Source organism: Brenneria roseae subsp. americana (assembly GCF_003115815.1).
Classification (GTDB): Bacteria; Pseudomonadota; Gammaproteobacteria; order Enterobacterales; family Enterobacteriaceae; genus Brenneria; species Brenneria roseae.
Window position 1 is genome coordinate 341,300 of record NZ_QDKJ01000003.1, and the last position, 12,199, is coordinate 353,498.

10 protein-coding genes and 1 pseudogene are annotated in these 12,199 nt (G+C 54.6%); 8 read left to right on the forward strand and 3 right to left on the reverse strand.

What is annotated here, in order from left to right; genetic code table 11:
• Window positions 1-64: 64 nt before the first annotated feature.
• Together B4923_RS05595 and B4923_RS05600 are read right to left on the reverse strand one after the other, a co-directional pair.
• A pseudogene (locus tag B4923_RS05595) lies at window positions 65-343 on the reverse strand (aminotransferase class III-fold pyridoxal phosphate-dependent enzyme); the annotation flags it as partial.
• 581 nt (window positions 344-924) lie between these two features.
• Window positions 925-1,821, reverse strand: coding sequence for a LysR family transcriptional regulator (locus B4923_RS05600; RefSeq protein ID WP_109053443.1), 897 nt, complete (start codon window positions 1,819-1,821; stop codon window positions 925-927).
• A 95-nt stretch (window positions 1,822-1,916) separates the two neighbouring features.
• Here B4923_RS05600 and B4923_RS05605 point away from each other — a divergent pair, with 95 nt between their 5' ends.
• From B4923_RS05605 to B4923_RS05640, 8 genes are all read left to right on the forward strand, one after another.
• Entirely contained in the window at window positions 1,917-2,711 is a 795-nt protein-coding gene (locus tag B4923_RS05605) for a substrate-binding periplasmic protein (protein WP_109053366.1), read from the forward strand.
• Window positions 2,711-3,502: an amino acid ABC transporter ATP-binding protein gene (locus tag B4923_RS05610; protein ID WP_109053367.1), complete on the forward strand. Its 792-nt coding sequence runs from the start codon at window positions 2,711-2,713 to the stop codon at window positions 3,500-3,502. Before B4923_RS05605 ends, B4923_RS05610 begins: the two co-directional genes overlap by 1 nt.
• The gene (locus B4923_RS05615) at window positions 3,502-4,179 is read left to right on the forward strand and encodes an amino acid ABC transporter permease (RefSeq protein ID WP_109053368.1); all 678 of its coding nucleotides are present in this window, start codon (window positions 3,502-3,504) and stop codon (window positions 4,177-4,179) included. The genes B4923_RS05610 and B4923_RS05615 overlap by 1 nt, the downstream gene beginning before the upstream one ends.
• A gap of 6 nt (window positions 4,180-4,185) precedes the next feature.
• The gene (locus tag B4923_RS05620) at window positions 4,186-5,601 is read left to right on the forward strand and encodes an MmgE/PrpD family protein (RefSeq protein ID WP_109053369.1); all 1,416 of its coding nucleotides are present in this window, start codon (window positions 4,186-4,188) and stop codon (window positions 5,599-5,601) included.
• A gap of 217 nt (window positions 5,602-5,818) precedes the next feature.
• Window positions 5,819-6,529: a heavy metal response regulator transcription factor gene (locus B4923_RS05625; RefSeq protein WP_109053370.1), complete on the forward strand. Its 711-nt coding sequence runs from the start codon at window positions 5,819-5,821 to the stop codon at window positions 6,527-6,529.
• Window positions 6,526-7,980: a heavy metal sensor histidine kinase gene (locus B4923_RS05630; RefSeq protein WP_109053371.1), complete on the forward strand. Its 1,455-nt coding sequence runs from the start codon at window positions 6,526-6,528 to the stop codon at window positions 7,978-7,980. The genes B4923_RS05625 and B4923_RS05630 overlap by 4 nt, the downstream gene beginning before the upstream one ends.
• Before the next feature lie 452 nt (window positions 7,981-8,432).
• On the forward strand, window positions 8,433-9,833 hold the full coding sequence (locus tag B4923_RS05635; protein ID WP_109053372.1) for an APC family permease: 1,401 nt from the start codon (window positions 8,433-8,435) through the stop codon (window positions 9,831-9,833).
• Window positions 9,830-10,657 (forward strand): SAM-dependent methyltransferase, encoded by an 828-nt coding sequence (locus B4923_RS05640; protein WP_109053373.1) that lies wholly within the window; start codon window positions 9,830-9,832, stop codon window positions 10,655-10,657. Before B4923_RS05635 ends, B4923_RS05640 begins: the two co-directional genes overlap by 4 nt.
• Window positions 10,658-10,880: 223 nt before the next feature.
• Here B4923_RS05640 and iolG read toward each other — a convergent pair whose 3' ends face one another.
• Window positions 10,881-11,885 carry an inositol 2-dehydrogenase gene (gene iolG, locus B4923_RS05645; RefSeq protein ID WP_109053374.1) on the reverse strand — a complete coding sequence of 335 codons (1,005 nt, stop codon included), beginning with the start codon at window positions 11,883-11,885 and terminating at the stop codon, window positions 10,881-10,883.
• Between the last annotated feature and the right edge of the window lie 314 nt (window positions 11,886-12,199).

Sequence of the window (12,199 nt, forward strand, 5' to 3'; positions counted from 1 at the left end):
ACGCAAAAAGCAAAAAAACCGCAGGTCGCGATAAAAGCAAGCTGCGGTGATACATTTAGCAACGTAAAGTATGTATAGGCAGGCCCGACGCCAGAAACTGCTGGATCGCGCCGACGATGGCCTCATGATTGTGTCCCAATGCCAACGTACCTGCTCCCGCCGAACAGTCGAGATAATCTTTTCTTTCCACGTCAGTGACCCAACATTCCTGAGCCCGGGCAATAACCAACGGTAATTTACGCGGGTAACTACGGACGTTGGATTCAAACCGTGTCTGGCGCATCAGGTCATCAAGGTTCTTTTCACGAGGTTGGCAAGACAGAGAGGGCTCTTCGCGGTACATCGGGAATATCCATCATCAAATAGAAATAAGAGTGCGAATTATTATCATTTAACAAACTTTCAGGCAAAGAACTTTTCACACACTTCAACACATGGGAACGTTACCGAAAAATCAGCAGGGACGGAGCTGTGACTTGATTGATTGATTTATATAAATAAATTACTACCCGTAACTAACTTTAAGAAAAAACCCAAAAGATAGAAACAATGCCTGACCCCACCCAACATCCTGAGCCATTCGACAATTGCCTGTAATCACACAGAATACTTAGTTTTTCCAAGGGTAATGTCGTCAAGATCGTCATGGGGAAGCGAGTGTAAGTACCCCGCAAAACTGAACCATTCACTTTTAGAGCGCTTAGTGATGTTGGCATTGCTGAACTTCATTATAAACATAATGATAATAAATATGACTTAGACGTTAGGTGAGACTTTTCGGGAAAATGTGCGTGGCTCCCCAACTTTCCTGAAGTCGATGAACGCACGCACAGAAGCAGGCATGTGCGTGCGTTCCGAATAGTAGAGATAAAATCCCGGAAAAACTTTACACCACGGTTCTAGAACACGCGGGCTTTTGTTTTTTTATATTTCGGCGGTTTCCGCCATTAATTCCGTCACCAGGTTAACAAACACCTCGCCCGGCTGGGACATGACGCTGTGCCCATCGGTCACCGCCACCACCGAAATCTGCAATGCAGGACGGAACGATCGCACCGCCAGCCCGGCAGTGTCGATCCCCTGTAGAGAGAAACGGTCAACGATAGTGACGCTATTACTACCGTGTCTGACCAGATTAATCGCCATGCTGTAACGGTTGGTCTCTACCGCCGCTACCTGACGCTGACGGAACTCCGGCGCCACTTTGGCTATCATTGTCACCAGCCGCACGTCGGTGGTGATAAAAACCAGTTCGCGCAGCGAGATATCCTGCCAACATACTTCAGCCTGCTGCGCCAGCGGATGCTGCTCGGACAGCACGCACACCATTTCGCCCTGGCTGACGGCAAGCCGGTTATCCTCCGTCTCGTGGCCGGGCTTGACCATAAAGCCGAGATCGTAGCGTCCCCCCTCCACCGCCGCTTCAATTTCATCATTCAGGCACATGTCCGCCACCACGCCATAATCCGGGAAGGTCTGGCGAAAGCGCGCCACCGCAAGAGGCAAAATATTTAGCGCCAGCGCAGGCGTGGCACAGACCCGCAACTGCCCGACGCGATACTGACGAATATGGTCAACGAAGCGCTCGAAACGAAGCCGGTCCTGATGCACACGCAACGCCTCTTTATACAGTTCGCTGGCTTCGGGGGTCGGCTGCATTTTGCCTTTATGCCGTTCAAACAGGCTGAACCCCATCTGCTGTTCGATAAGCGCCAGACTTTTGCTCACCGAAGGCTGGGACATCGTTAGCTGTGCCGCCGCCGCGGTCACCGAACCGAGCTGAACAACACTGATAAAGACTTCGAGTTGTTTGGGGGTCATTGCCATTTTCCAGATAACGATATCAGGATTATGCATTTTTATTGCATACACCCAGGGTTATAGAATCTGTAATTATATTCACTTAGGGGCATAAAATGAAATTTTTCACATCACGTTTAATGTCGGCATTGTTGCTGATACCAGGGATTTTCTTAACTCAGTTGCCGGCGCAAGCCGAGGACAATATCAATACTATCCTGCCAGATCATGTGGTTCGCGTCGGTGCCGTCAACGCGCCACCGTGGTATCAGAAAGATCTGCTGACCAATCAGTGGACCGGTCTGGTGCCCGACATCGTGCAGGCAATATTTAACAATACCGATATAAAAATTGAATACGTCGATACCCAGTGGGGTACCGCCGTGGCCGGTTTGCAGTCCAACCGTTTCGATATTTTGGGCGGCTTTAATAAAACCCCGGAAAGAGCCAAAGCCGTCGATTTTACCCGCCCGATGGGCGCTCACCAGATTGGCGTACTGACGCTGGAGAAAGACGCCAAAAAGTATGAGACCTGGGCAACAATAAATAACCCACAGACCAAGCTTGCCGCGATTGACGGCTCAGCGGCGGTAACACTGCTGCAACCGCAGTTGGACAAAGCACAGTGGATTATCGTTCCCGACAGCGACAACATGCAATTGCAGATGGAGAGCGGCCGCGCCGATGCCATCGTCACCAACGATATACAGATGTCGCAATATATTCAGAAGCGCCATCAGGGCACGATGATAATCCCGCAGCCGGTCAAAGAGCAGGCAACCAATATGGGTCTGCGTAAAGATCGTCCGCAGTTACAGGCGTGGCTGGATGGTCGGCTTGAGCAACTGGATAAAGACGGGACGCTGAAAAATATCTGGCATAAATACACTCACCCTGCGAACCAACCCTGATGAGCCTACCGTCTTCATTACCGCTGCTAAAAATTGATGCGCTCAGCAAATCGTTCTCGGGGACTAAAATCATTGATGACGTATCCTTCGAGGTTCGCCCTTCGGAGGTGATTGGCATCATTGGCCGCAGCGGCGCGGGGAAATCCACCCTGCTGCGCTGCCTGAATATGCTTGAAACTCCGGACAGTGGACACATTTGGCTGGGCGAGGAAGAGATAGGATTTTACGGCGCGCAGAGAAAGTCGGTAAAACAACGCACGCTGGCGCGTCAACGCGCATCAATGGCCATGGTATTCCAGCACTTTAATCTGTGGCCACATCGCAGCGTGCTGCAAAACATTATTGAAGGACCGACACAGGTGCTCGGCATGACGCGCAAGGACGCAACGGAGAAAGCGCTGGCGCTGCTCACGCGCATGGGGCTGGCAGAAAAAGCCGGCGACTTTCCGGTTCAACTTTCCGGTGGTCAGCAGCAGCGTGTGTCCATCGCCCGCGCACTGGCGATGGAGCCACGTGTGATCCTGTTTGACGAACCCACCTCGGCGCTCGATCCGGAGTCCGTCGGGGAAGTGCTGGCGGTTATCTCCGAGCTGGCGGGCAGCGGCACCACCATGATGGTCGTTACCCATGAAATGCGTTTTGCCTTGCAGGTATGTAGCCGTCTGCTGTTGATGGAGAACGGCAGGCTGGTGGAAGAAGCTACCCCGCAGGAAATCTGGTCACAGCCGAACAACGCGCCTATACGCCACTTTATGGCGCTGTCCGGCGTGACGGCGGCGGATCTGCGCTAATGCCGGCTTATCATTGGGATTTTTCAATACTGTGGCAATATCACGCCGTTCTGCTGGAGGGGATATTCACCACCTTTAAAATCGTTCTCGCCTCGGTCACTTTAAGTATTCTTGGCGGCGCCCTGCTTGCGCCGTTACGCGGCTCGTCCAGAGCGGCGATCCGCTTGCCCACCCAGGGAGTGATTGAGATTGTACGTTCGATTCCGCCGCTGGTGCTTATCGTCTGGGCCTACTACTGTCTGCCCATTCTGTTCGGCCTGACCCTCTCATCGTATCTGACCTGCGTGCTGGCTATCTCGCTATATGGCAGCGTGTTTTTCGCCGAGATATTTCGCTCAGGTCTGCAATCGGTCGATCACGGACTTATTGAGGCGGGCCTGTCGGTCGGGATGTCGCCGTTGAAAGTGTTGATTCGAATTACCGCACCAGTGGCCTTTTTGCGCATCCTGCCTGCATTTGTCAGTCAGTGCGTGATGTCGATAAAGAACTCGGTACTGGCAAGCTATATCGCGACTGGCGAGATCCTCTATCAGGGGCAGCGATTGAGTACCGCCACCTTCCGCCCGCTGGAAACGCTGACTTTTGTGGCGCTGTTTTTCGTCGCCACCATTCTTCCGCTGTCACTGCTGGCAAGCTATGCCGAGCGCAGGATCCGCACCCGTTACTTTAAACGTTGAATAATCATGAATATCTCCGCAACATGCCAGTTGGTAAATTTTGCCTGCTCCTTATCTGCGCAGGCTATCCCTGACGCCATCCGCCGCAAAGTCCGACTGCATTTGCTGGATGCCCTCGCCTGCGGTTGGGCGGCGAGCCGACACCGGGTCAGCGAGCCAGTTATTCGCGCCGCCCGGCTGTTCGGCGGAAGCGGTGACTGCACCGTCTTCGGCGAGTCAGGTTTCAGCCCACTGGCGGCCGCCTTCGGTAACGCCGCCGTCATTAACGGTCTGGACCACGATGACGGCGTGGAAATCGACGGAAAAGGACTCGGCCACCCCGGCGCAACACTTATCGCCGCAGCGATGGTCGCCCTTGATCTCAACCCGACGCCGGTGAGTCAGGATGCGCTGATTAACGCCCTGACCGCCGGCTTCGAGGTGAATAATCGTCTGATCTACGCCATCCAACCCTCGGCGGAACGTTTCGGTCAGGTGTACGGCGTGGCGCAGCATCAGACGATCGGGGCGGCGCTGGTAGCCGGTCGGCTGCTGGATCTGAGTCCTGAGCAATTGAATCAGGCCGTTGGTCTGGCGGCCGTGTTAACACCGTTGCCCAGCCTGCATCAGTACAACTGGCGACAGCGGCCGCTGTTGTCGCTCAAAGATGCCGTGGCGCCAGCGGCGCAGGCGGCAGTGCAGGCGGTCATTATGGCGCAGCAGGGCCTAATCGGCAGTCTTGACGTTCTCGACGGCGAACAGGGGTTTTGGCGGATGATCGGTTCAGACCGCTTCGCGCCAGAAATTCTGACCGATAATCTCGGCAGCCACTGGTACGCCGGTTACGGCAGCTTTAAACGCTATCCCGCCTGCCGCTGGCTGGCCTGCGCGCTGGAATGCATGGAGTGCATTATGCAGGAGACCGGCTGGCAGGCGGTAGATGTCCGCGCCATTGAGGTACAGACCTTCCCGCGGCTGGTCGACGATATGATGGACTACCGGCCTCGCACGGTAACCGACGCGCAGTTCAGCCTGCCGTGGACGCTGGCAGCGATAGCAGGCGGCCTCCAGCCCGGCGCCGACTGGTATACGGAAAAGAACATGCAAAGCGAGGCATTGCAGGCGCTGGCGGATAAAGTGACGGCCGTTATCGCCCCTGAATTTGCACAGCGCATGAATGGTTCAACACGCCAGCCCGGCGCACGCGTCGTGGTTACGCATCGTCACGGCGAAAGCGCAGTGCAGGAGCGCGACAAGCCGCTGGGCAGCGCCGAACGCCCGATGACCGACGCGGAGATTATTACCAAGGCGCGACGAAATTTGACCGGGCATAGCGTTGAGGTTGAACAACTGCTTACCAGAGTGATGCAGGAGGACGGCGCCGTGTCGTACGCTTCGGCCGCGGAACTGACCGGCTTTTCGCCCGCGACGTTAGCTCCTTAAGCGGATTGCCCGCCACGCAGAAAACGGTCAAGGTGCCGTCCTCTTTATCCACCAGGCAATCATGACGCAGATCTCATTCATGTCAGCTCACGGCCCGGCAGGGATGTTTTCTGACAGGAATGTCAGGAAAATGTCAGCCTGGCGTTGGTGATTAGCGGCTACACTGACAGAGGGCGTGAATGGCGGGCCGGGGAGAGCCTGATGGAGATCAGATAACATGCGATTACTACTGGTGGAGGATGAAGAAAAAACCTCGTCCTATATCAATCGCGCGCTGAGCGAACTGGGCTTTACGGTGGATGTCGCGAGTGACGGCGTGGAAGGGTTACATCTGGCGGTACAGTACGAGTATGACGCGGTGATCCTGGACGTGATGCTGCCGGGCCAGGACGGCTACAGCGTGTTGGAAGGGCTGCGTATCAATAAACAGACGCCGGTGCTGATATTGTCGGCTCGCGGCTCGGTGGATGAACGCGTCAAGGGGCTGCGTCGCGGCGCCGACGACTACTTGCCGAAACCCTTTTCCCTGATTGAGCTGGTGGCGCGCATCCAGGCACTGCTGCGCCGCCGGCCAAGCGACGGCGCCGACGTGACGCAACTCCAGATTGACGATCTGCATGTCGATCTGCTGGCGCGCCGGGTCACGCGCGGCGGCGAACGCCTTGAGCTGACGGCCAAGGAGTTCTCGCTGCTGAGCCTTCTGGCGCGTCATCAGGGAGAAATTTTATCCAAAATGATGATTGCCGAGCAGGTCTGGGATATGAACTTCGACAGCGACGCCAATGTGGTGGAGGTGGCTATCAAGCGATTGCGTGCCAAAGTGGATGCGCCCTTCGAGGTTAAGTTGCTGCATACGGTACGGGGCATGGGATATGTGCTTGAAAACCGATCGAGCTCCCAGATAGAACAGCGGAGCCCGACCTCATGAAACTATCCATTTCCGGACGACTGGCGCTGATGTTCGCCCTGGGCGCTGTCATGATTGTTTCAGCGTATGCCCTGTTGCTGCGCCATTCGTTGAATGAATCACTGATCAACCAAGTGCATAATGAACTCCAGTTCCGCCAATCATTGATGACGCCTTATCTGAAGTCGCTCACTTCGCAGAATGATTGGCAAATGGTCCGCAGCAAGTTTAGCAATCTGACCACCGCCGAAGGCGGCAAAGTAAAATACTGGCTGCTGAGCGACACTCCGCTATATCAGGTTGGCGGACACTCCCCTGAAGGTATCTCCTGGGAACGGTTGGTCAATGGTTATTCCATGGCCTCGGGCAAGGACGGCACCAGCCTTTATCTGTTGACGACCATCATCCCGGCGCAGGGCGATCGCCCTGCCCTGCGCTACGTGGTGGCGATTGATTCCGCTCCTTATCTGGGCACGCTGGCGGAATTTACCCGTGCGCTGATTGTGATCACCGTCCTGGGCGTGTTGCTGGTGGCGCTGCTGGGGTTCGCCATCACGCGCATCGGCATGAAACCCATCAACAGCCTGAGTCGGCAGGCGCAGAACCTGTCGCCGGGGAACCACGACCAACGTCTGGACACCGCCGCGCTGCCGGCCGAACTGCAACAGCTGGCGGAGTCGTTTAACGGCGTATTGGTCCGTCAGGCGGTAGCCTGGCGCCAGTTGGAGAGTTTTAATGCGGATGTGGCCCACGAACTCCGCACCCCGCTGACCAACCTGATCGGCCAGACCCAACTGGGGTTGTCGCGGGAGCGCGGCCTGCACGAACTGGAGGAACTGCTGCAATCCAATCTGGAAGAACTTGAGCGCATGGCTTCCATCGTCAATGATATGCTGTTCTTGTCCCATGCCCAGGCCGGCCAGTACGCCACGCAACTGAGCGAAGTGTCGCTGCGTGAGGAAAGCCTCAAGACGGTAGAGTACGTGGAGCCCTCGTTTGCAGAGAAATCGCTGACCATCCAGATTAACGGCGAAGTGCGCGCGCGCATCGATCGTCGGCTGTTTCACCGTTCGCTGGCCAATCTGCTGGAAAACAGCGCCCGGCATGCCTTCCCTGAGAGCAATGTAACTATCCTGCTCAAACAAGAGCGGGGCTTTGCCCATATCGCCGTGGCCAACGAGGGAGAACCCATCGTTGAAGAACATCTGGCGCGCCTGTTCGAGCGCTTCTATCGGTCGGACTCCTCCCGTACGCGCAGCGATGTACACCATGGTTTGGGGTTATCCATTGTACGTGCGGTGGCGCTGATGCATCACGGTGAGGTTTTTGCCAGCAGCCGGGACGGAATCAATACCTTTGGCTTTTCACTGGCGATGGTTCCCGCAGCAGGCGCCGCGAACATTGTGACCACAGAACGAAGCGCTGCCGCCAGTTCTGCCCTGAATGATCCGCCAGTCAATAGCAATTTCTGACAGTCATGTCAGCCCGCTGTCAGCATAATGACAAGATTAATATTATAAAGTAGCGCCATCATGTTTTTTCTTAGTCAAACGGGGCGATAACAATGAATAAATATATTATTCGCAAACCTCACAACGGCCGGTGTGTTGATTAGAAAAGCTCCTGTCTCTGGACACCGTTTTCAAAGAAGAAAACGAATGCCAATAGCCTGCTTTATCCCAGAAAATAAACAGATTTCAATATAGGGATGAAGCTACTGATGCAATTAATGCAACGTCCTGTTTTTCCCAATGGAAATCAAGCAGATCGATACGACTGCTTCAGTACCCATAGTATTCAGAGCCGATAAGTACATGGGGAACATGGGGAACCGTTGCGTAAAAATCACTCGTCATATCCGGGTATGAAGCTCAGATACTCAAGTCTGTTCATCAACGAGGTAAATAACATGAGGAGTTGAATAATGTCCCAGGAAAGTCGAGCGGGTCCCCAATCCCTGCTATCGGTGTTTGACGCGGTAACAATCATGGTCGGTCTGGTGGTCGGCATCGGCATTTTCCGTACACCATCGCTGGTGGCTGGCAATGTCGGCAGCGAGCTGATGTTTATTTTGGTATGGGTAGCCGGGGGGCTGGTAACGCTTATTGGCGCATTCTGTTACGCCGAGCTATCCGCAGCCCACCCTCATGCGGGGGGAGAATATCATTTTTTGTCAAGGGCTTATGGCAAACCTGTTGCCATGATGTTTGGCTGGGCGCGTTGTACGGTGATTCAAACTGGCGCAATAGCCGCCGTCGCGTTCGTGCTCGGCGACTATGTCGCGCAGATGGTTCCTATTGGTCCCTATGGGCCGGAAATCTATGCCGCCGTGGCGGTAATCATGCTAACCGCGGTCAATATTGTCAGTACGATTGAAGGTAAAAATCTACAGATCGTGGTGACATTGATTGAGATTGGCGCGGTGGTTTTGATAATCCTGTTCGGATTATTCGGTTCAGCCGAACCGGCGCCCGTCAATCCACCTTCCATACCGCCGGAGGCGGGCGCGTTGGGTATGGCAATGATCTTCGTCCTGCTCACTTATGGCGGCTGGAACGAAGCGGCCTATCTTACGGGCGAACTCAAGGATGCGCCACACAACATTGCCAAGGTGCTACTTCTCGGCACCACGGTGCTGGTGACCTTGTATGTGCTGACCAACCTGGCATTGCTCTCAATACTCGGGCTTGAAGGGCTGCGCGGATCGGATACCGTGGCGGCAGACATGATGCGTCTGGTTGCCGGCCCCTCAGGAGAGCTTGTGGTCAGCCTGGCGATTGTGATCGCCGCCATCTCGACGCTCAATGCCACAATATTCACCGGGGCCCGCGGCTTTTACGCGATGGCGCGTGATTTGACGCTGGCGCCCTGGGTCGGCGTATGGAACGGACGGGGCAAAACGCCGGCCAACGGATTGATCATGCAAAGCATCGTGGCGTTGGTATTGATTCTGGTTGGCGCTATCACCCGGGAGGGTTTCAAAGCCATGGTGGATTACACCGCGCCGGTATTCTGGGGCTTTTTTCTGCTGACCGGCATTGCCGTATTCGTACTTCGCTGGCGCAGGCCGGAACGCGTGCTGCACTATAAAGTACCGCTTTATCCTATTACTCCTCTCATTTTCTGCATCACTTGCCTGTACATGCTGTACTCCAGCATTACCTACACCGGCGTGGCCGCCCTGATTGGCCTGGCGGTGCTCGCGGCGGGCATGCCGATTCTTTTCTTCTGCAAAAAAGATGACGAAGATGACGTTGAACGGCAAGATGCCGTGCGGGCGTTGACTTGTTCTAATGACAATCCTCAACCAGGAGACTCACAATGACAACCTCTTTTACTTCTCTTCTCGCCGCCGCCCTGTGCGCGATAATGTTGAATACCGCCTGGGCTGCTGCGCCCTCACCCGTTGCTGATAACGAATACAAACCACAAGTTGGTCAGGCGGGCAAGGATGTCGTCTGGGTGCCGACCGATCAGGCGCTGATTGATATGATGTTCAGGATGGCTGAATTAACGCCGGACGACTATCTTGTCGATCTGGGCTCGGGTGATGGCAGAACCGTCATCTCGGCGGCCAAGCTCGGCACTCGTGCGCACGGCATTGAGTACAATCCCGACCTGGTTGAGCTATCGAAACGTGCCGCGGCGAACGAGGGCGTGGCCGAACGCGCCACCTTCGAACAGGCCGATATCTTTGAATCGGACTTCTCCGACGCCACGGTGGTGACGCTCTTTCTGCTGCCGGAGCTTAATCTCAGGCTACGTCCAACGCTGCTGGCGATGAAGCCGGGCACGCGGGTGGTCTCCAACTCATTTATGATGGAAGACTGGCTGCCCGATGAGACGGCCGCAGTGCAAGAGGGGTGTTCCAGCTTTTGCCAGGCGCACAAATGGATTATTCCGGCCAACGTTGAAGGAACCTGGCGCCTGGACAATGGCGACCTGGCCCTCACGCAGTCTTTCCAGATGCTGTCAGGCACGTTGCGCCGTGGCGAAAATTCGACGCCAATCAGCGATGCCCGGCTTAACGGCGCCGGTATTACCTTCAACGTGGGTGACAGACAATACACCGGCCAGGTTGACGGCGACACGATGAAAGGAACGGCGGATGACGGAACGCAATGGAGCGCCACGCGCACCGGCGGCTGAGCAGGAAAAAAGCTAACCGGGCGGATAAAATCAGGCTCTTTGGAGTATCTCGTCCGGCCAGAGAGCCAAATTCAACGCGATGGAACGCCACCGGGTTCCGTGACGTTTTTCATTTCGACGGGTTAGCAAAATACCTCGCAATCTGCGAAGGGGCATGAATTCACAAAATATCGACAGCTATTTCCCCCTCGCAAATTCGATTCGGGTCAAACCTCATCTCATGTTAAACCCCTTCTAATGAGACGTTAACGACCTTCTGCGTTCTCAGTGACTCGATCGCCGCCTCGGCAAGCATTAATGCTTTCAAACCATCGCTGGCTGTGGTGGGAACCGGTGTTTTGCTCTTGACGGCGGTAATGAATGCATCCCACTCTTCCCTGAATGCATCGTGATAGCGCTCAAGGAAAAAGTGCAAAGGTTTCTGCGCCTGTACGCCGCCTTCTTCGGTGAGTTTAACTAATGTCGTCGTGGGGACGTTATCAACGCGCAAAGCTCCCTTCTGTCCATGGGCTTCAATCCGCTGGTCATAGCCGTAACCTGAGCGTCGGCTATTATTGATCACCGCAATCTTTCCTGAGGCGGTTTGCAATGTGATGACTGCCGTATCGATATCACCCGCCGCTTTTACCGCGGGACTGACCAGCGCGGATGCGATTGCCGAGACGGAGACTGGCTCTTCGCCAAGCTGGAATCTCGCCATGTCAAAATCATGGATGGTCATATCCCTGAACATCCCGCCGGATGCCACCAGATAATCATCAGGTACCGGGGACGGATCCCGGGAACTGATTTGCAGATGTTCCAGCTCACCGATTTCGCCCGCACGTAAAGCACGATGCAGATGTGCATGATTCGGATCGAAACGGCGGTTGAAACCGATCATGAAAGGCACACCGAGCCGGTTGATTTCAGCCACGCACGCTTTCACACGATCAATGTTCAAATCAATGGGTTTTTCACAGAAAATCGCCTTACCGGCTTTAGCCGCCAGCAAAGAGAACTCGGCATGGGTTTCCGTCGATGTCGCGACTAATACAATATCCACTTCAGGATGGTTTATCGCTTCCTGGACAGAGAGAACCCTGGCCTGATATTGGCTGGCCAAAGACCGGGCAGCTTCGGTGCTGATATCTGAAACGGAATACAGCATTGAATCAGGATGAGCATGGATATTATTAGCATGGATCTTGGCGATACGGCCTGCTCCTAATAATGCAATTTTCAACATGATGATCCTCACAATAAAAAATTAATTCCATAAAAGTATGATTATTCTGACTCCACAATTTCATCGTTCCATATTCGCCAGACAGTCAACATACCCGACCTGAATACGCCCGGAATCAGAAACCTTAATACCGCCGACATTCAATCAATTGAAATAACCGTGAATCATTATTTTCGGTAGAACTTTCACCTTTAACAGCACTGATGCCGGCGGCCAGTGTGGATCACCATCCAACATTGGTTCCAGTACCAGATCGAGGTCCAGCCCTGTCCCGAATTGAAGTATGAAATGAGTATATACGCGTTAAAATTTCA

Excerpts from the sequence above, each read along its gene's own strand:
- B4923_RS05610 (WP_109053367.1), top strand. The coding sequence starts at position 2,711 with ATGAGCCTACCGTCTTCATTACCGCTGCTAAAAATTGATGCGCTCAGC.
- B4923_RS05630 (WP_109053371.1), top strand. The coding sequence starts at position 6,526 with ATGAAACTATCCATTTCCGGACGACTGGCGCTGATGTTCGCCCTGGGC.
- B4923_RS05615 (WP_109053368.1), top strand. The coding sequence starts at position 3,502 with ATGCCGGCTTATCATTGGGATTTTTCAATACTGTGGCAATATCACGCC.
- B4923_RS05625 (WP_109053370.1), top strand. The coding sequence starts at position 5,819 with ATGCGATTACTACTGGTGGAGGATGAAGAAAAAACCTCGTCCTATATC.
- B4923_RS05600 (WP_109053443.1), bottom strand. The coding sequence starts at position 1,821 with ATGACCCCCAAACAACTCGAAGTCTTTATCAGTGTTGTTCAGCTCGGT.
- B4923_RS05640 (WP_109053373.1), top strand. The coding sequence starts at position 9,830 with ATGACAACCTCTTTTACTTCTCTTCTCGCCGCCGCCCTGTGCGCGATA.
- iolG (WP_109053374.1), bottom strand. The coding sequence starts at position 11,885 with ATGTTGAAAATTGCATTATTAGGAGCAGGCCGTATCGCCAAGATCCAT.
- B4923_RS05635 (WP_109053372.1), top strand. The coding sequence starts at position 8,433 with ATGTCCCAGGAAAGTCGAGCGGGTCCCCAATCCCTGCTATCGGTGTTT.
- B4923_RS05605 (WP_109053366.1), top strand. The coding sequence starts at position 1,917 with ATGAAATTTTTCACATCACGTTTAATGTCGGCATTGTTGCTGATACCA.
- B4923_RS05620 (WP_109053369.1), top strand. The coding sequence starts at position 4,186 with ATGAATATCTCCGCAACATGCCAGTTGGTAAATTTTGCCTGCTCCTTA.